18 protein-coding genes are annotated in these 19203 nt (G+C 40.1%); 7 read left to right on the forward strand and 11 right to left on the reverse strand.

Annotation, left to right across the window (positions count from 1 at the left end; translation table 11 throughout):
* The first annotated feature begins 21 nt into the window (after positions 1 to 21).
* Positions 22 to 1206 (forward strand): hypothetical protein, encoded by a 1185-nt coding sequence (locus D889_RS0112360; protein WP_010632465.1) that lies wholly within the window; start codon positions 22 to 24, stop codon positions 1204 to 1206.
* A 374-nt stretch (positions 1207 to 1580) separates the two neighbouring features.
* Here D889_RS0112360 and D889_RS0112365 read toward each other — a convergent pair whose 3' ends face one another.
* The 5 genes from D889_RS0112365 to D889_RS0112390 form a co-directional block, all read right to left on the reverse strand.
* Positions 1581 to 1949 carry an NAD(P)-dependent oxidoreductase gene (locus tag D889_RS0112365; RefSeq protein WP_141629380.1) on the reverse strand — a complete coding sequence of 123 codons (369 nt, stop codon included), beginning with the start codon at positions 1947 to 1949 and terminating at the stop codon, positions 1581 to 1583.
* Positions 1886 to 2302 (reverse strand): aminotransferase class III-fold pyridoxal phosphate-dependent enzyme, encoded by a 417-nt coding sequence (locus D889_RS0112370; RefSeq protein ID WP_010632467.1) that lies wholly within the window; start codon positions 2300 to 2302, stop codon positions 1886 to 1888. The genes D889_RS0112365 and D889_RS0112370 overlap by 64 nt, the downstream gene beginning before the upstream one ends.
* 134 nt (positions 2303 to 2436) lie before the next feature.
* Positions 2437 to 4347, reverse strand: a complete 1911-nt coding sequence (locus D889_RS0112375) for an RNA-binding domain-containing protein (RefSeq protein ID WP_010632468.1) — start codon at positions 4345 to 4347, stop codon at positions 2437 to 2439.
* 192 nt (positions 4348 to 4539) lie between these two features.
* Positions 4540 to 7866 (reverse strand): DEAD/DEAH box helicase, encoded by a 3327-nt coding sequence (locus D889_RS0112385; RefSeq protein WP_010632469.1) that lies wholly within the window; start codon positions 7864 to 7866, stop codon positions 4540 to 4542.
* Between the two features lie 6 nt (positions 7867 to 7872).
* On the reverse strand, positions 7873 to 9054 hold the full coding sequence (locus D889_RS0112390) for a sigma-70 family RNA polymerase sigma factor (RefSeq protein ID WP_010632470.1): 1182 nt from the start codon (positions 9052 to 9054) through the stop codon (positions 7873 to 7875).
* Between the two features lie 249 nt (positions 9055 to 9303).
* Here D889_RS0112390 and D889_RS0112395 point away from each other — a divergent pair, with 249 nt between their 5' ends.
* The 3 genes from D889_RS0112395 to D889_RS0112405 are packed head-to-tail and all read left to right on the forward strand — an operon-like array spanning position 9304 to position 10888.
* A complete protein-coding gene (locus D889_RS0112395) occupies positions 9304 to 9723 on the forward strand; it encodes a hypothetical protein (protein ID WP_010632471.1) in 420 nt (139 codons plus the stop codon).
* On the forward strand, positions 9629 to 9979 hold the full coding sequence (locus D889_RS15985) for a UvrD-helicase domain-containing protein (RefSeq protein WP_081498661.1): 351 nt from the start codon (positions 9629 to 9631) through the stop codon (positions 9977 to 9979). The genes D889_RS0112395 and D889_RS15985 overlap by 95 nt, the downstream gene beginning before the upstream one ends.
* A 51-nt stretch (positions 9980 to 10030) precedes the next feature.
* The gene (locus tag D889_RS0112405) at positions 10031 to 10888 is read left to right on the forward strand and encodes a 3'-5' exonuclease (RefSeq protein WP_026039118.1); all 858 of its coding nucleotides are present in this window, start codon (positions 10031 to 10033) and stop codon (positions 10886 to 10888) included.
* A gap of 494 nt (positions 10889 to 11382) precedes the next feature.
* On the opposite strand, the gene D889_RS0112410 is transcribed toward D889_RS0112405, so the two are convergent.
* The 4 genes from D889_RS0112410 to D889_RS0112425 all read right to left on the reverse strand — a co-directional run bounded on the left by D889_RS0112410 (position 11383) and on the right by D889_RS0112425 (position 14623).
* Entirely contained in the window at positions 11383 to 11694 is a 312-nt protein-coding gene (locus D889_RS0112410) for a transposase (RefSeq protein WP_010632472.1), read from the reverse strand.
* Positions 11695 to 11744: 50 nt separating this feature from the next.
* Complete coding sequence (locus tag D889_RS0112415) at positions 11745 to 13022, reverse strand: TRAP transporter large permease (RefSeq protein WP_010632473.1); 1278 nt, start codon at positions 13020 to 13022, stop codon at positions 11745 to 11747.
* Positions 13019 to 13504: a TRAP transporter small permease gene (locus tag D889_RS0112420; RefSeq protein WP_018962374.1), complete on the reverse strand. Its 486-nt coding sequence runs from the start codon at positions 13502 to 13504 to the stop codon at positions 13019 to 13021. Before D889_RS0112420 ends, D889_RS0112415 begins: the two co-directional genes overlap by 4 nt.
* A gap of 99 nt (positions 13505 to 13603) precedes the next feature.
* A complete protein-coding gene (locus tag D889_RS0112425) occupies positions 13604 to 14623 on the reverse strand; it encodes a TRAP transporter substrate-binding protein (protein WP_010632917.1) in 1020 nt (339 codons plus the stop codon).
* 629 nt (positions 14624 to 15252) lie between these two features.
* Between D889_RS0112425 and D889_RS0112430 the strand changes: the two genes are divergently transcribed.
* From D889_RS0112430 to D889_RS15990, 3 genes are all read left to right on the forward strand, one after another.
* Positions 15253 to 16041 carry a carbon-nitrogen family hydrolase gene (locus D889_RS0112430; RefSeq protein WP_010632918.1) on the forward strand — a complete coding sequence of 263 codons (789 nt, stop codon included), beginning with the start codon at positions 15253 to 15255 and terminating at the stop codon, positions 16039 to 16041.
* 6 nt (positions 16042 to 16047) lie between these two features.
* Positions 16048 to 16725, forward strand: coding sequence for a DUF2848 family protein (locus D889_RS0112435; RefSeq protein ID WP_010632919.1), 678 nt, complete (start codon positions 16048 to 16050; stop codon positions 16723 to 16725).
* A 63-nt stretch (positions 16726 to 16788) separates the two neighbouring features.
* Complete coding sequence (locus tag D889_RS15990) at positions 16789 to 17058, forward strand: aldo/keto reductase (protein WP_369369355.1); 270 nt, start codon at positions 16789 to 16791, stop codon at positions 17056 to 17058.
* 627 nt (positions 17059 to 17685) lie between these two features.
* Here the strand turns inward: D889_RS15990 and D889_RS15005 are convergent.
* Together D889_RS15005 and tnpC are read right to left on the reverse strand one after the other, a co-directional pair.
* Positions 17686 to 18507, reverse strand: a complete 822-nt coding sequence (locus D889_RS15005; RefSeq protein ID WP_018962375.1) for a four-carbon acid sugar kinase family protein — start codon at positions 18505 to 18507, stop codon at positions 17686 to 17688.
* A 60-nt stretch (positions 18508 to 18567) separates the two neighbouring features.
* Positions 18568 to 19203, reverse strand: a 636-nt coding sequence (gene tnpC, locus D889_RS0112450) for an IS66 family transposase (RefSeq protein WP_018962376.1), incomplete at its 5' end; no start/stop codon positions are given.

Genomic DNA, 19203 nt, shown 5'->3' on the forward strand with positions numbered 1-19203 from the left:
TATATAATGAGGCTGTATAACATGGAGCTTGGAATATTAAATAAGCATATACGGATGACTCGAAGAAATCAGATCAGCTATCAAATGGGGCAGATTAGCTTCATCATTTCTCTTTTCTATTTTATTTTACAAGTTTCAGCGATCCCCTTTCAGAGTCAATTACAAGATAGCTATCTCCTGGTTTTTGTTACGGTTGCCGCGGTTACTAAGTTCTTGATTCAAGAGGAACATGATTTCAAGTACACTCTATTTTTGAGCTTATTTCTCTTACTCTCAATTGTCGTATCCATTCAAGCCCATGATTGTATGCCTGTAATTATGGTCATGCTTGCCACGCTTACCCATGATTTAGATTTGAATACAATGGCCAAAGCGGCCTTTCTTACGTTGTCACTTTCGCTGGTGATTCTTTACTTGCTATCCCTTTCAGGATTGATCGTCGACTACCATGCCATGCGTGAAGGAATCATGCGCCATTCATTCGGATTGACACAGCCAACGCTTTTCTCGGATCTGGTTTTCTTCGCAGTAGCTGCATATGTTTATATCAGGAAAAGATTAAGCTTAATTAGTATCTGTTTGATTTTGGCCTTGGCCGCAATCACTTACTACTATGCGAATGCGCGGAACGACACCATGGGTATTCTTCTATTAGCCGTTGCACCATTTCTATTGAAACACCAATACCCAGAAATGATAAAACACATCGGAAAAACATTTGCCCTATGTTCCTATCCATTGTTTGCGATCATTGTGGTCGCTGTCACAAAAATGTATGCATACAACAAAGGAATAATCGGAAACATCCATTTGAATGAGATGCTGACTGGCCGGTTATATTTAGGGAACCTGGCTTTCAAGCGCTACCCAATTCAGCTGTTTGGCCAACACGTGATTGAAAACGCTGGTGGGCGTGTGAATTTTTATAATTTTATCCCATCCTATTTTTACATCGATTCATCCTATTTGCATTTGTTATTCAAATTCGGACTGATTTTTACCTTTCTATTCTTCATTGTTGTCATTTCGAAGATCTATCAGTTTCTCATTCAGAAAGATTATCTTCTTATCGCCATTGTGATCATTGTCGGTATTGAAACGCTCTGGGAAGCCAACTTATTCTCACCATTGAATTTTACTTTATTGATGCTGACAGCTGACGCAAGGTCAACAGTCCAAGGAACACAAAGGCTAATTCATCCATAGCTTATTGTCAGACTATCAACTGATTGATAAACCTTATTCCGGCCGTCACCATACAGCGGCAGTTGTTTTCTGGCAATTGCATTTGCGATCACCACATCTCATAGTTTCAAAGGAAAAACATGATCCCCCTCAGATTGGCTCGTTTAAAACGCACCATCGATTAGTAAATTCAAATAAGAAGCCACATTCAGTTCATGACTATTTTTCAGTACGTCTGTTATTCACTAATCGGATTGAGGGCAGATATAAATCATGATTACGGAAATACATAATAAGCTCTCCGACCGGCAGCAATCTTACAGAACGACTGGAGGGCAACCTGGCAGGCGATTTCTTGGTATGTCTACAGGCATCTTCTAAGTTCATGAGAACATTTATTGCATCACGTTCTGATTGACTAAATGGGATGGCCTTTGATTTTTACTCAAATGCTGAACGAGCTGTTCCAGCGCTATTTTTCTTGCATTGTAAAAGGAATCTTCGGAAACAAAAGCGGCGTGAGGAGTAATCATTGTGTTGTCGAGGGCAAATAGGGGGCTTTCTTCAGTTGTTTCATCTTCAATGACATCAACCGCCGCAGCTTTGATTTCGTGGTTCGTTAATGCCTTCGCCAGTGCTTTTTCGTCAACAACCTTGCCGCGTGCCGTGTTGATCAGAAAGGCACTCTTTTTCATCATCTTTAATTCTCTTTCAGAAATGAGATGCGTCGTCGAATCGGTGAGGGGACAATGCAGCGACAGGATGCTCTGGCCAGCTTCAAAGCCCCGTCCACGGCTTCGGCTCCGCCATTGGAAAAGAACACGGAATTCAGCCTGCCTGGCGTCACTTCAGCAAGTCGTTTGGCGAGCTTAAGCGTGGGCGGATAGTTTACCAAATTAAGTGAGGCATTGATCAATTGTTTTGCCTGTTCTATAATCGCTGCAACAATCTTCGGATGGCAGTGTCCCAGTGCATTGACCGCTATGCCCTGAATAAAATCCAGATACTGGTCGCCATGGTTATCAGTCAGATAGCACCCCTGACCGCTCTCCACAATCAGGTCTGTTGCCTTGGCAAGGGCTGGACTCAAATAGGGCTGATAATCCTCAATTTTCACGCACACGCCCCCATGAGTTACCGTTTTATATAGGGTATTTGGCGTTCGAGGGAGATATGCTCACCACTGCGAAATTGACATCTCAAGCATGTTCCGATCCAAATGATTATATCTCCAATCTGTTGGATCACCCATCAATCTTCTTTCGTCTTATATGCTTGCTTCGGATGATGCAAGTCCGATTTATATAATGGTTCCAGAGTTCCCTCATGAACCATTTTCCTGATATAACCTACTCTCAGGGAATCTGGTGTACGACATAAATACTGACTCATTTCTCTGATGGTAAACTCTTTGTAAGTGCACAGTGTCATAATAAGTCCCTCCATTTGATCACGGGAGAGTCTCTTTCTTTGTCTGGCAATTTCAGTTATTTTCCAAAGTTGATCCAACTCCCCGTCTCTGTTAATTTCGGAGTTTTGAGCGTTAATTTCGGAGCTTTGAGCGTTAATTTCGGAGCTTTGAGCGTTAATTTCGGAGCTTTTCTCATTAGTGTGATTATTAGCCGCAAAAAAACTAATTTGTTTTTGAGTATGTTCAGATGCTCTATTAAAAACACGTTCCGACAGTGTATATTTTGTTCCCCTTCCAAATCCTGTTGATTGTAATAAGCATTTATCCACAACAAGGCGAGTTAACAGACGATTCACTTCCCAGCTATTTTTATCCAGAAGTTGCTGCAGTCGTACATTTGTCACTTCATTTTCTTGGTATGCAGTAGTTAGCGCCATCAATTCGTCTCCATCCAATTTCATATCATCAAATTTGCCTCTTAATGAATTTTTTATGAAATGAATACTTTTTTCCGGTAACAAGGAAATCGCTTTTAATTTTAATATTGTTCGATCATTCTGAAAATCTTCTTCAAGGAATGGTGGTTGCCATTGCTTTCTTTTCCAAATATATCGTATTGTTGGTATACCCGATCCAGCACGTTCTCCAATTCCGATTAAGGCAAATATTTTAAAAAGATATGCATTTCTTGGATCACTTACGCCGCCTCTTAATGCTTGTTCAAGTGGTACTCGTAAAGTTCCCGGGTTACTAAAGACAAATTCATTATGATTATTTTGAACGACAATGCCTTGCGATCCAAAATAATCAGCATGAATTAGTGTATTTGCCAGAGCTTCGCGCATCGCCACTTGAACATCACTCTCATTTTTTCGATAAAGTCCGTTCATTTCAAATGGAACACTTATATTCTGAATCAATCGTTCCAATGATTTAAAGAAAAAATGATATACATTTGCCTGCCATGTACCATCTATTGAGGTAAACCGATCTGCCCAACGTTCCTGGAATTCACGGTTTCCTGCCTCACGATATTCAAGAAAAAAGCCTGGTAAATAGTCAAGTATCGATCTGCTCTTACCAAACATTAATAAACCGGCAACTGTAAGTCCTTCAACATCTTTCTCGCGGTCCCGACCATAAGCATTAATTTCATACAAGAAATCGGCATCATTCAGTTCATTCCATGCATGAGTCTGATTTTGATTCAAGAATCGATGCCGATATGCACGTAATGTTTCTATATCGATGTCATGTAATCCAAAGTTTTCAAGAACCTTGCTGTCTGCAGTGATAGACCGTTGATCAGCCAGCATGCTTTTTACGATTTGTGGATTACAGAGATAATCACCCTCGAAATTTCTCCGAAATGTTCCGCTAAACGGACTTTGACCTTTGTAAATCGGTCTTTGTTCACGATTTGCACGCGGAATATGGATGATTAGTATAACTTTCCCCTCGACTGTATCTTGAACAATATCTTCTTCGCGTAAAATATTTGCGCTTACCTTTTGTCGATTGTTTAAAGAGTCCCAAAGATCTTTGATTAGTGGATGAGGATCAACACCGGAAATCTCAAATTGATGGTCTGATAATTCTTTAACACCCAGAATGACCAAGCCGCCCTCAGTATTGGCAAAGGAGGAGTACGTTTCAAAAAAAGATCGCGGCAATGATCGCCTTGCTTCCTTACATTCAAAATCGATACTTTCTCCTGCTTGAATTAGCTCTTCTATTTCTTGACTTTTCATTGGCGCTCTCTCCGTTCTCGCTGTTCCGTCTCACCTAAGCGAATGTCGCAAAAATATCAGTGCAAACCCGACTTACCTGATACGATAGATATCTCAGAGTTTCTTCAAAAATTGATAACTTTCCTTTACTTTCTTCCGTAAAAGTGAAAGCTCTATCGACAAAATGCTTTCTTTCCCTAGCAGTTCTCTCCTTCATTCTCCCACCCTTTGTTCCTCTGCTAACGCCTCATATTTCACTTTATCCGGCAGTCTCCCGAGAAAATAATCTTCAATGATGTTCCAAAAATCTGTGGTATAGTTCTCGGTCTGCTCTTGCCTGGAACCCTTTTCCGGCCTTTTGGGCAACGTAAACAAGTAGTTGAGCATTGCCATGCTGATTCGATGTTTTTTGTGAACCTCGGCCATAATCAGATTATTGTAGCTTTTCGGCGAGTGAATCGCCCGATCCAGTGAATAAATACTGTTGATGCGTATGTAGATTTGCGGATTGTTGCCGCCCTGAATCTCGTAGTTCAGTAAATCCAGAGACTCGGATAGACCCAGGATAATGAGAAACTCCTCCAATTCCTGATCATCTTTTGTCAGATGCCTGTAAAAGGTATATTGCTTCCCCTCTTCTCTAGCAAAGGACTGCCCGGTATAAAGTTTCTTCACGGCGTTCTCCAGACGGTTAAAGTAATTGATGTAATTGGGGTAGACCTTATACCGTGTTTTCTGATCCTCACGGACAATCATGTATCGCCCATTTGACTGATTTAGATGTACGGTCAGATGTGCCATACCATTCAGAAAAACATGAGCCAGTCCCTCCGCCTTGTAACGATTGGACAACTGCAGCCTCTCATTCAGATAGCCACCCAACTGCTTTTCATCAAAGAACCGCTCCGCATAAGTCTGCCCTCGTAAAAACTCCTCCACAACCTGCAGGAACTGGTTAAATTCTGACATGACAGTTGCTCTATCATTGTTTTTAAGATCAACGGAAATCTGAACAGCAGAATCCATTGTATCAAATAGTTTAAGATCCCTTAACGAAGGATCCTTCTTAAACACAAGATACTTGAATTGGGCGAATGAATGGTGCGCGTACTTCTTTTCCCATAGCGCTTTCATATTGAATTGGTAAACACCGGCATAATAGCTGTCGGTGTCAAACGTCTGAAGCAGTTGAAAAAACGGCCGGTAACTAGCCTTTTCAATCAGCTGCTTGCCCTGTTTACTGAGGAATACAGTCTGGTTAGCGAACAAAGATCTGGGACGGGCCACAATCGGTGAATACCCCATCTTCCGCTCAAAGTCCTTCTCGATGGTCAGAAGTACGATCTTCAGGCGATTATCGGCATTTTTATCCGACAGCGCTCCTTTGTCAAAGATATAAGAAAAGTCATCCGCGCTGACAACCAGATTGCGGCTTTTCTTCGTATAATAGATATCCAAAATCTTCTTCATAACATTGATAACTTCACTTTTTCTTATGGTGGACAGGCCATAGAGCCGCTTCACTTCAGTAAAGTCCTTGTTGAGAAAGTCAAAGTAGGCATGGCCGGTCATGGCAGGATCACGGGCAGCCCGTCCGATTTCCTGAACATAATCAATCACATTTCCAGTCGGTGCATAATGATAGACATTGTTAATGTCTTTAATATCGATGCCCATACCGAATGCTTTCGTCGCCAGCATGATCTTGGCATCACCGCGATGGAATGCTGCAAAATTTCCTTTTTTCTCATCATTGTCTAGCGGTCCGTAATAACGCACTGTCTTTGCTGCTAACTCTTGTTCGAACTGTTTCAGATGACTGTAAAAGTAATTCAACAGTTTAACTGTCGGGAAATAAACCAGGGTTTTTTCCTTTCTTCTCGTAAACGTCTTCAACCGTTTGCTTAATAACCCGAATTTTGCTTTCCGATAATCGTTTGAATATTTCCCGTAATCCTTCTCTGAAGACTGAACATGCATCATCAAATCATCACGCTTCACATAGCCGAAATAAGTAATGGGATTAACCATATTCAGACTATCCCGAGTCTCCGCATACATGTCCTCAGGTCCTCCGTATATTGCCGTGGCGGTAAAGGTCACAATTGGGAACTTTTGCTTTTTTCTCAGCCTGGCTAAATAGGAACCCAGATACCAGTAGTCCGCCCGAAAGGACTTTCCCCATGTGGTGACGATATGCGCTTCGTCAATCACAAACAGCCCAAGTTTCCTTGTTCCGATAAGCATTTCAATATCCGACCGGCTCAGCAGCGTTTCCGTTGATATGTATAAAATGTCGATCTCTCCATTTTGCACGCGTTGAATAATTTCGTTCTTTTCAACCGGGGAAATGCCTGAGTTTAACGTTTTTGCGTTTGAGATATTTTTACGTTCCAATCCTTTTACCTGATCATCCATCAGCCCGATTAACGGAGAAATGACAATCGTCATCAGCCGCTGTGACTTATATTTTTCCGCCAGATAAAGCGCAGGCAGCTGAAACATGATCGATTTCCCTGCACCAGTCGGAGAGGTCACATAGATGTCTCTTGGTGTCGCATCCGGATCGTCCATGGCAATGGAGGCCTGGTCCACGATGTCATCAATGATCTGTGCTTGACTGACTTCAATCGTTTCATTCCCGTTTCCATCGATATTTTTGTACATTTTCAGAGGGCGAAAAGAGTCATAGCCCCAATACTTCTTCAAAATACTCAGATAATCAGGCAAGCGTGTAATTTTCTTTCGTGCCAGCTTTTTACTGGAGAGAAAAAGATGGAGGTGTCCATCATAAAGATGACTGAGAAGAGCCAATCGCTGATCATAGTGATGGGGCAGATTGCTTCGGTCATCAGCAAAGAAGGCACAGGCTTTCTCAATCCCCTTGTCTGATTTCAGCTGGTCAATAAAAGACAGGAAAGAATCCTCACTGTTCGATAATTCGAAGACATAGGTTTCCTGATCAATCACTGGATTCTCCAGATAGTCAACCGGTTCCAGTCCTTCTGTGTCAAAGAAAAGCTCCTGATGCGCAAAATTCCGGTCGGCATCCGCATAGGTGACGTAGTACTTTTGATTCAGTTCGTTGAAATAAATCTTGCCATAATATGTAGAAATCAAATCCAGCTGTTCCTGTTGCCTAGCCGTCAATTCTTCGTCATCATTTTCGTAAAGTTCCTTGTAAACTGAATATACGCTCGTCAGCGTCTGATCGTAAGGATACAAAGCATCATACAGATTGTTTTTCAAACCGACGACTGTATAAAAATTACTGATGAAGTTTTTGACCGTTATGTATTCTTCAAAGGTACACCATGAGAACTGTTCAAGAGGTTGTCTCCTTTTATCAATTGCTTCCACGACCAGGTCATTCTGTCTCGCCATCAAATCATTGATCTTTGCCCCAAGCTCGATCGAAAAAAATTTATTCGGTTCATCACGAAGATCACTTCTCTGAAATCCCTCAAAAACAACAAGGATCGGTTTTTCTTCATTTAACCACGCATGTAGTGCTTGAGCTTTCTTCGCAATCAATGACATATACGTTCACCTTTCAATAAATACTTTAAGTGTTTTGCTTCGGGACGGTTGGCGAAGTTTTCTGAGTGCTTTTGCTTCGATCTGCCTGATGCGCTCACGAGTCAAATGATACAGCTGACCTACTTCCTCAAGAGTCAGCGGTTTACCGCCATCCAGTCCGAATCTTGAGCGGATCACACCCGCTTCACGCGGTTTCAGCTCAGCAAGTGCCCTTTCCAATACACGTCGTGCCTCTTTCCTTTCGAACGCTTCGTCGGGTGTCATCATATAATCAGGAGTCGCGTCACCTTTTCCCAAAGCTTGTTTTGCAGGTAATAAATCCAACAATTCAGTATCCCCATCTTTACCAACAGTTACATCAAGATGTGCCAGCTGATCGAACTGGTAAATGATACGCTGAATCTTCCAGTAATCTTCAAGACTTATTCTCAGATTCTCACACAGCTGCTTCAGGTCAACAGTACCGAACGTATTTTCAAATCTTTGTTCCGTTTTTCTTACTTTTAGAATCTTTTCATGAAGATGAACAGGCAGGCGGATCAGGCGAGATTCATCAGCAATCCCACGAGTGATTGATTGCCTGATCCACCATGTCGCGTAGGTTGAAAATTGATAGCCCATGTCCGGATTGAATCTTGCGATGCTTTTCAGTAGCCCTTGATCACCAAACACGATCAAGTCGTCCTCATCCAGACAGGTTCCTCTAATCATCGCTGTATATCTGCCGGCTACCGTTTCTACCAATCTCTTATTCATGATGACTATCTGGTTAAGTTTCTGAGATTTCTCTGCATCTGTATCCGACATTCTTTGATAGGCCCGGATATTTGAGGTATTAGTTGAGTAGTCATCTGTTGCAGTTTTAGACTCCTTTTTAAATTCATCCGAATTGAGAAAGTCGTCGATATCAAAATCATCTTCCGCATCAACTTCAGAGTTAGCGGGTCCCTTGTTTCTTTCAGAGTGAGCAGCTGTAGCTGCTGCATCTTTTCGTCTGAATCCTAACGAAGCCATATCCTTCCAAAATTGATCTTTATTGTTGTGGTAAGCTTCCATAAAGTGCCGTTTATCGATCATTCTGTTCGCTTGAGATAATTGGTTAAGTATATCATCAATAGAATGCGGCAGTACCTTATCCTTGAAAATATTTGAAAATATTGATCGCAGATCTATTGTCCCCATTGCCATCATATACCGCTCCCGGTTGAAAGAAGTCTGGTACAAATTCTCAATGAATAATATGATAGATTAATCCAATGAACTTAGAACTATATTAATTATTCGACGCAATCCTTCAAATTCCTTTAATAGGCACTAAATTTCCAGCTAAAGTATTGGGAAACTCAATAAATTTGCAAGATCCGGCAGGAAGTCGATTATTGCTATGGAATTATATAGATAGTTATCCATTAATCGGAATGAAGGCGGATATGAATCATGATCGCAGAAATACATAATAAAATTTCTCAGACCAACAGCAATCACTCAGAAAGACTAGAAGACAATCTGACCGGAGATTTCTTTGGAACATTGCGCTATCTTCCCTTTGAAAGGGGTCTGAATTATGTTCTGTCTACAGCACAGTTCAATGAAGAAAATGCCAACATACATTGGCATAAGTTTATTAACTCATTGCACGGTTACCCTTTCAACTTTCAGTTCTGGAAGAGAATCCAGAATGATGAAATAGATTTACTGTTGACTTCTGAACGTGCAGTGATTGGCATTGAAGTAAAACTAGACAGCATGTTGTCCTCTGAAGATGAAGATACCGAGAAACCAACAGACTATATCGAAAGCAAAAACCAGTTGGCACGATACTCTAAGATTGCTCCCAACGGGTACTATCACTTATGACGCCATCATCATTCTTGTTCTGTATCTCTTTAACAAGTATCCGACCGTCCATCACGGCTTTCAGCGTAGTATTAGCGCCATCTGTATCGACGAATTTCAAGATAGCAACATCCTTGGAATGGCACTATTGCATGCCCTGCTCAACGAGAACACCAGATGTGTGGCTTTTGGGGATCAAATGCAGCAAATCTTTAGTTTTCAAGGCGCAATTCCCAATCTGATTGATCGATTACTGGACTGGGCCACTGATGACTAAATTTCATACCTGAGGCTTATGAAGAATTATCGCTTTTCGGGTAATAAGGATATGCTGGATTTGGATCAAGCCCTACGAGATTTCCGTGATAACCCAACGCGGTATACTACTGACAAACCTGTCAAGATAAAATTTCTGCACGGAACAGATATCTTCTCACAAGCACAGGCAATCGCGAACTTGATAAAGTCAATCAGGGTTGATGATCCTGATGCTACTTTTGCCATTCTCTTCAATCAGGCAACAGCCACGACTTCAGCATTGCTGACCGACCTGACCCGGCAAACAAAGTTAATGGATGCGACTTTCAAGACAGAGGACCCTCAGTTCAAATTGTTCCAACAATCAGTGCTTGAACTTTATCAATCTACGTTCGCTACGCGGCCAATTCACAAAAACGAAATTCAAACATTTTGTAAACGGGTTGAGCAATCAATACCAAAATATCGTTTTAACTCATCATTCATAGAACTGCTGAAGGCATTCTTAACTACTAGCATAAAGAAGTTTCCAACAAGCATGCGATCGGAATACATTGTCTCCACGCTCAGTTCTGAATCTCTCCACCAAAGTCTCCCAGATGTCTCGAGTAGAATTGTTGCTACCACTATTCATGGCGCCAAGGGTCTGGAATGGGACTATGTCATCCTTGCAAACTTCCAACAGGAAGAATTCCCCAACTATTATGATTTACTAAGTCTGGGCATTTCGTCCGATGAGACGCACATTCAAGTTACAGACGCAAATGCCCGCGCTCTAAGTAGCATAATCAATAAACTCTACGTCGGTTTCTCTCGAGCCAAAAAGCAGATATATTTCGCGTACTCCGACAAAGGACTCAAACCTTGGGGAGAATTTGACACTAGCATCAGCGTTCTAACATCGTTGCCGTTCTTCTCAATAAGCTAAATACCGTCAAAAAAAACATGGACAACGGGCTTCCCGTCACCCTTGTTATTAAATGCATTCACTAAGATCGACTTGTTTGGCGTAGCTCGGTGCGAATTCAATCTACGGAGCTCGTATTGTACCAAGTTCATTCAATTCATGGTCAATCGTAATACTGATAGATTTGGATCCGTGGCGTCCTGTGCTTGATAACATGTCACCGTCTACGTCCAAAAGCTGTAATATTTCACGTCAAGAATACCGTTATATCGGCGCTTATGGCGTATCGTAGTTGCGATTGGTTACAATTTACAACGAGTTCTGTGCTTATGTGCAAGGCCTTTTGTTACCCACCGTTAATTCCTTCATCCCCCACAAACTATGATTTTATCAAGCCTTTGAATCATAATTTTCTTGAACTTTTCATAGTGTCTCAGTCCTGGGAAAGCCAGTCAAGGATAGCGCTTGACAGACTTTCCCAGGACTGAGGTGGCCTCGTTAGTCCAACAAGGGAATTATTTAGCCTGGGGAGGCTCAACCTTGATGTCCAGCTTATTCACGGTGGCGTAAATCATCGACACGTAGTTTTTTATCGACCTGTACCCTCGCGCCTTGCGCTTGGATGCCTGAATCAGGCTATTGATCCCCTCAAGAAAACCGTTGGTTATTTTGGAGACAAACCACCAGCGCAGAATCCCCTGGGCGTGATCCTTGATCGTCTTGGCAACCTCTTTAATCGGCTGAAGCTGTGAACGAACAGCCCAATCATACCAGGCCTCTAAATAATTATTCCAGCAAACCTGTAAAAAGCAAAGATTACACCTCACTATTCAATGAAGTGTAATCTTTATTATAAAAGAGTCTATTCCAATCTATCTTACTTATTGAACATATGAGGTAAAAAGAGTGAAAAATCTGGCCAGTAAGTTATTAAACCTAACACAAGCAATAAAATAGCAAACTGTGGCAAAAAAGATTTAACTGCTCGTAATAGAGTAGTTTTAGCAATTGCTGCGGTTGTAATGAGGCATATACCAACAGGAGGAGTAATCATCCCTATTGTTAGATTAAAAACAATCATTAGCCCATATTGAATAGGATCCATGCCAATGCTCTGCATTATTGGAAAAAAAAGTGGAGTAAAAATAGTCAGAGCCGGCACCGTTTCAATAAAAGTTCCTGCTATTAATAAAGCAATGTTGATAATTAGCAATATTATCCATTTTTCATGGAAAGTACTCGTTATTGCATCGCTCAATATCTGTGGGATGTCGTTGTAGGTCAAAACCCAGCTGAATACACTTGCTGTCGCAATTAAAAACATGATAGATGAAGTTGTTTTTGTAGACTGTAATAACATTTTGGGAATCATTTTTAGTTTAAGATCTTTGTTAAAAAAAACAGCTACGATAAATCCATACACCACTGCAACAACTCCTGCTTCAGTAGCTGTAAAAATACCTAATCTGAATCCACCAATGATCAGTATAGGTAAAAGTAACGCTAGAAAAGCATCTTTAAATCCAGTAAGAATTTCCTTAATAGAAGCACGTTTCTCTCTCTCTTTGATCTTAAACTTTCTTCCATAGAGATATACATATATCATCAAGAAAACGCCTATCATAACACCGGGGATAACTCCTGATAAAAAAAGATCACCAATTGATGCATTAGTCATAACACCAAAAAGTACAAGCGGAATGGATGGCGGGATCATTGGACCCATCATTGAACCTGATGCTACTATGCTTGCAGAGAAATTTCTGTTATATCCCCTATTTATCATTGAAGGTATTAATATACTTCCTAATGCAACAGCGTCACCAATTGCAGAACCTGATATAGCTGAAAATAACATACATGAAAGAATAACTACTAAACCTAAGCCACCATATAAATGTCCGACCAGAAGATCGGCAAAATTAACTAACTTTTGGGAAATGCCTCCAGCAGCCATTATATCGCCTGCAAAAAGAAAAAGTGGTATAGCTAACATCGAATAATTAACACTTGACACCATTTGCTGGGACATAGTGTCAAGACTTGTTCCAGTCATAATTAATCCAAACAAAGAGGAAATACCTAGGGCAAATGAAATAGGCACACGAATAATAAATAGTGCGAAAAGGATCAAAACCATATAAAGACCAATCAAATTTTTCCACTCTCCTTTTTCCAATTAATTATTTCTATAATCCATCTCCTAATGAAGTAATAGACCATTAGCACGCCTGAAATAGGTAGAACAATATTAGTCCAAGCAAGAGAAATGGAAAGGGATTGACTAATTGTTCCTATGGAATTTATAGTATAGTTCCACGAACTTCCAGTAAAAACTATTACAAAGAGTATAGTTACTACATAGTTTATTGATATTAATACCTTTTGAATCCTTATTGGGAAAATGCCAAGAAAATCAACTGTAAAATGAGAATTATATTTAACACCCAGTGCAGCTCCAAAAAACACAAGATATTCAAATAGCATTTGTACAATTTCATCCATCCAAGGAATGCCAATCTTAAGGACAGACCGAAAAACCACAGATATAAATACACAAATTGAAAGTGCGCCCAGTGTCCCACCACCAATAATTTCAAGCCAATTTTTAAGTGATTTAGTTATGATTTGTTTCACGTTTATCAGCTCCTCTATCTGTATTTAAAATAAAAGGGCTGGATCTCACTCAGCCCTTAAAAAAATTTATCTATTACAATTTCTTATCCATACATCAGGTTACTTCGTGTTTTCAATTTTATTTACCAAACTTTTAGGAACAAATTTTGCAATTGCATTTGCAGAATTTTTCGTTGCCGCTTTAAAAGCTGCAATATCAGGATTAGTTATAATAATACCTTTGGCTTTTAAGTTGTTAAGTGTTTGTTGCTCCGTCTTTGCTAAATAGTCTCTTTGTTCGGCATATGCTTTTTGAACATCGGCCTTAACTAGTTTTTGTTGATCAGGCGACAATTTTTTCCAAGTTGCTGGGCTCATAAGCACGACATTTGCTGTGTAAGAATGTTTCGTTAAACTCAAGTACTTGTTAACTTCATAAAACTTCATGGCATTAATTGTTGCTATAGGATTCTCCTGACCATCAACTACGCCTTGTTGCAGAGAACTATAAAGCTCTGTGAAACTGATTGATGTTGGAACTGCACCTAATTCTTTCATAAATGCATTCCAAACTGGTGCTGGTTGTATTCTGATTTTAAGTCCCTTCATGTCAGCAGGAGTTTTAATGGGATGTTTACTGTTTGTAATGTTTCTGAAACCTACCTCTGAAAAACCAAGGCCAATTAATTGGTGCTTATCCACTTCTTTCAGAAGACTACTACCAATACCACCATCAAGAACATGATAGACTTGGCTTCTAGTGTTCATTAAATAAGGAATTCCAAATACATTCATAACAGGCACTACCTGTGCTAATGAACTATCTGCTGCAACCTCAGTCATATCAATCGACCCAGTTTGAACTCCCTGGATTTCTGCATCTTCAGCTCCCAATTGACCATTTGGATAAATTTTAACTTTTATTTTTCCTTTACTGTCTTTTTCAATCATTTTTTTAAAATCTTCAGCATATATATTATCTTGGTGTATAAGAGATCCAACATGTGCAAATTTTAAAGTTATTGGGGCGCCACTACTTCCTGCTTTACTGGAGCTACTTCCATTAGTGCTGCTGCATCCAGATAAAGCAATAGCTAGTAAAAGACTAAGTGCTATAGTAATTGCTTTTTTAAATTGCATAAGTACACTCCCTCGTTGGTTTTTTTGCTTATCTATTTCTGATATCAAAAGTGAACATATTACCCATAGTTAGTTGTGTTACAAGCTTAAAAAAACAGGCATATATCCATTCTTAAAATCATGTAATGCAATACCCATAATCCCAATTCTTAAAGGATCTCTAACGTGAGCATAATAAATATGTACTGTCTTAAAGTTTACTCAACTTCAGATACCGACTCAGATCTCTGAATAACATGTCATTTGTTAACTATCCTGGAATACCTTGTTGTTTTACTGGAATAATCTGATTAATCATATTATTCCCTCCTTTTCGTATAGTGTTAACATTCTAATACTCAAGTACTAATCCACAATATGAAGGGTTACTTTTATCGCCTCCACAAAAAGTTGTAACAATGTCTATAATAATCAGAAAATATTTAATTTAAATATATTTGTCAGAATATATGACAAAGTTTTTATCTTTTTATTCAGTTATTTTGCATTATTGTGAAATTAATGATTAATTAAATATTGACATTGGATAATCGACAAGTATATATTACACATTGTAAGTCTATAAAATTGCTCACTTTCAACAATTATTTTTTAAAAAATTTAGTTGCCAAGAGGTGTCATTTTAAATCATGAAAATTGCTTCTATTCAGCTAGAGATCATTGATGCTGAATCTTCAGCTAACAGAGCTGAAAGAGTTGATGGCTTTCTAGACGGCTTGAAGGATTGCGATTTGGTTATGCTCCCGGAAATTTGGAAAACCGGATTCAATACTTTCGATAAATACATTGAAGAATCTGAAAGCTTAAATGGTCCTTTTGTTAAACATTTTTCACAAAAGGCACGAAATTTAAAAGTGTATTTATTTTGTGGGAGTTTTGTAGAGAAATATAATGGCAAATACTATAACACTAGCGTTCTTTTTGACCCTAATGGTCATTTGATTGCTACTTATCATAAAATTCATCTATTTTCTACTTATGGCTCCCAAGAAGGAATGATATTAACACGCGGTGAAAAGCCAACCGTTGTTGATACTGAGCTAGGGCCTATTGGGCTATCTACATGTTATGATTTAAGATTCCCAGAGTTATATCGTCGTGAGTTAGACTTAGGGGCAAAACTCTTTATCGTAACTTCTGCTTGGCCTATCCCCCGTATATCTCATTGGGAATTGTTTAATGCTGCACGTGCAGTTGAGAACCAATGCTTCTTAGCGTCCTGTAATTGTGTAGGCTCGAATAGAGGAACTGTATTAGGTGGTCATAGTAGGGTGGTTAATCCTTGGGGAGAGACTATTGCTACTGCTGGGGAGCATGAAGAGGCTTTAAGGGCTGAAATAGATATGAGTAGTGTAGATAAGATTAGGGATGAGTTCCCACAATTAAAACATCGAGTTCCAATTGATAAGGAGATGTGACAATACATGATTTTAAATCTTGATGGTAAAGATTTCGAATGGGTTCCTCATCAGTTAATTGTGGCTGGATACACAGGGAGAAATCAGGATGCAGTAAAAAAGCACGTGGAAGAGCTAAAAAAGATTGGTGTACCCGCTCCACCAAATATTCCAATGATATATCATGTCTCAGAGAACCTTATAACCACTAATAATAAAATATCTGTTGTAAAAAGAGAAAGTAGCGGTGAAGCTGAAATTGTATTAGCTAATGTAAACAAGAAGTGGTATATAGGGTTAGGTAGTGATCATACAGATCGTATTCTTGAATCAACGTCGGTACAAAAATCCAAGCAAATTTGTTGCAAACCGATATCAAGATGTTTTTGGAGCCTTGACTCCGTTGCTTTGAATCTTGATGAATATTATATAAAGAGTTGGGTAATTGATCATGGGAAAAAAATGTTATATCAGGAAGGATATCTTGACAACTTACTAAAACCAGAAACATTAATAAACTTATTGAGTAATCGTGGTTTTTCTTTAAATAACATAATGATTTTTGGCGGAACTCTCCCGATTAAAGGTGGCAAATTTATCTTTGGTGATCGTTTTGTTGCAGTGTTAGAAAATTCTTCGAATGATAAAAAAATTGAATTGGATTATCAAATTAATTTTCTTGCGGATGATGAACCTACAGAATAATAAATAAATCTAACAAGTACTTGGCTTATATTTGATTAAAAAAGAAAAGCAACTAAAATTGTCATTAACAAAGATCTATCTCAAGGAATTCATTTATTTGATACAGCTCAAATGTATAATAATGAATCACTTATCGGAAGGTTACTGAAAACTTGTTCTATTTCCAGAAAAGATTTATTCATTACTACAAAAGTGAATAATCCAATGCAAGGTTACAATAACACACTACGTTCTGTAGAACAATCATTAGAAGATCTTCAGGTGGATAACATAGACCTCTTATTGATACATTGGCCTAGTAAGCAACACTTTTTAATACGTGGAAAGCCTTAGAAAAATTATACGAGGAAAAAGTAGCAGAGCTATTGGAGTCTGTAACTTTGAATCCACCATCTAGAGAAATTGTCTACAAGGAGTAATATTAAACGTGCCGTCAACAAATAGAATGTCATCCCTATTTGTTTCAAAAAGAATTGCGTCGATATCTGTCGGATCATGGTATCGCCGCTGAGCATGGAGCCCATTTGCACGTGGTAGGATTTTTAAAGATTCGACTATTGGGTGTGCGGACAAAATACTGGACTTCGGTAGGAGGTGAGCACAATGGGATTTCTAGATACTTTGTTGGCTCCCAATGCCCTTTTACTGAACAACCATTTTACGACGGATCAGCTAACTCTGGTTTGGTGATGATTCCGACTGTGCCGTCAAAATATTCACCGAGCGTCTGAACTGGATTGATCCCTATTGGAGAAGAACGCGACGCACCAATGGACCCGTAATTTATGCCCTTCGCACGTATCAGACTTTTGATATTTTGGAAAATCGTGAAGCAGAAACAATCAAAAAATGGTTTGAGGATCATTCGGAAGTTTTGCTTGTGAGTCGGGATCGTTACAACGAAAGCATCAAATAACCCTCACTCTTCAAGGTGGGGGTTATTTGACGCTTACTTTATATCTAGTTCTCCAGTACTTGATTAAAATAGTCCTCCGGCCCGAATTGACCGCTTTTTAATGCAATTTCAAGCCCGTCTAAATCAGGACCATCAGAATAGCAGCGGCATAATGGAGCACCGGGAGCCACCCTTGTAATCATTTCCAGTGCGTAAATGCCCAGCTGGCGTGTTGCATAGCTTGAGGTATCATCTCCGGCAAAGACCAATCGCTTAAGCCCGGTATCTTTTATTATCGTTTTTGCGAGATTCCCCAAAAACGAACCAAGGATCTTGCTTGAATCCGAAATCGGATGACCGTTCTTTATAATGTTTTCCTGATTTTTCTTGATACTTGGGTCATCCGGACCCAACGCTGTATAGATGATTAAACTCTTCCCATTATTGATTTGATCAATGGCTCGCGCTAAGATACGTGCTTTGCCTGACTGATCTTGCGATGCCTCCATTATTTCATGTAACGTAAGGGAAAGTCCTTCAAAATTGTGACTAAGCGCCCATTGAATCTGTTTCTCTGTCGCTGGCGAACAGCTGCCCGAAATCACAAGAAGCTGATCCGCACCAGAGGTAGCAGATGCATCCGTGTAGCGTTCACCACTCTGGTACAATGATGCAATAGCATTGCTGACCCCGGATGATCCAATAATAAACCGTTGCTCCCCTTCTAACTTAGAAGAGGCGATCAGCTGGCCGACTTTGCTCACGTGCTCATTGGTTAAGCTGTCGAAAAGCACCATTGAAGGCTGTCTCGTGACCTTACTTTCAAGTATGGTTAATACTTCATCCATCAGTTGATCAAGATCAAGAACACTGATCGTAAGCGTCAAATAATGAACACCTTGAATAAATGAATCTCCATCTGGATGAAGTTCAGATGGAGATTCATGTTAGTTTATAGGAGATTGGCAGCTTGGAGGGAGAACATCAGACCATGGCAGAACTGGGTCGAGCTGTTGCGGATCCTTAATTTCCATGTTTGGGAGCTGTTCAAAGAGATAGGTTAGGTAGTTGAGCGGGTTCAGCCCATTTTCTTTCGCTGTTTCCACAACACTGTAAATAATGGCACTCGAGCGCGCGCCTTTCGGCGTGTTCGCGAACAGCCATGCCTTTCTTCCCATCACAAACGGTTTGATCGAGCGCTCAGCTCGATTGTTGTCCAGTTCCAGACGCCCATCTTTAAGAAAAGCATTCAGCTTATCCCACTGCTCGCGGCAGTAGTGAATGGCTTGGCCCAGGGCGCTTTTCGGCAGAACTCTGGGTGCCTGCTTCTGAAGCCATGCCGAAAAAGCCTGAAGAATGGGTTTACTTTTTTTCAGACGAGTCGTATAGCGTTCATCAGCGGAACGCTGTTCCTTTTTGAGTTCACGTTCAATGGCGTAAAGCTGGTTACAGAACGCCAATCCTTCTTTAGCTGTTCCTTCAGCCGACTGGGCCGAAGGCGGCAGGGCTTTTAAAGCGTCTGTATATTTGCGTCGCGCGTGCGCCCAGCACCCCACCAGGGTGACGTCGGTCAGTTGATTATA

Source organism: Sporolactobacillus vineae DSM 21990 = SL153, from assembly GCF_000377985.1.
In the GTDB taxonomy this organism is placed as follows: Bacteria; Bacillota; Bacilli; order Bacillales; family Sporolactobacillaceae; genus Sporolactobacillus; species Sporolactobacillus vineae.

Coding starts and splice junctions, on each gene's coding strand:
- D889_RS0112385 (WP_010632469.1), bottom strand. CDS start 7,866: ATGTCATTGATTGCGAAGAAAGCTCAAGCACTACATGCGTGGTTAAAT.
- D889_RS0112405 (WP_026039118.1), top strand. CDS start 10,031: ATGCTGGATTTGGATCAAGCCCTACGAGATTTCCGTGATAACCCAACG.
- D889_RS0112395 (WP_010632471.1), top strand. CDS start 9,304: ATGATCGCAGAAATACATAATAAAATTTCTCAGACCAACAGCAATCAC.
- D889_RS0112390 (WP_010632470.1), bottom strand. CDS start 9,054: ATGGCAATGGGGACAATAGATCTGCGATCAATATTTTCAAATATTTTC.
- D889_RS0112375 (WP_010632468.1), bottom strand. CDS start 4,347: ATGAAAAGTCAAGAAATAGAAGAGCTAATTCAAGCAGGAGAAAGTATC.
- D889_RS0112435 (WP_010632919.1), top strand. CDS start 16,048: ATGATTTTAAATCTTGATGGTAAAGATTTCGAATGGGTTCCTCATCAG.
- D889_RS0112360 (WP_010632465.1), top strand. CDS start 22: ATGGAGCTTGGAATATTAAATAAGCATATACGGATGACTCGAAGAAAT.
- D889_RS0112430 (WP_010632918.1), top strand. CDS start 15,253: ATGAAAATTGCTTCTATTCAGCTAGAGATCATTGATGCTGAATCTTCA.
- D889_RS15985 (WP_081498661.1), top strand. CDS start 9,629: ATGAAGATACCGAGAAACCAACAGACTATATCGAAAGCAAAAACCAGT.
- D889_RS0112425 (WP_010632917.1), bottom strand. CDS start 14,623: ATGCAATTTAAAAAAGCAATTACTATAGCACTTAGTCTTTTACTAGCT.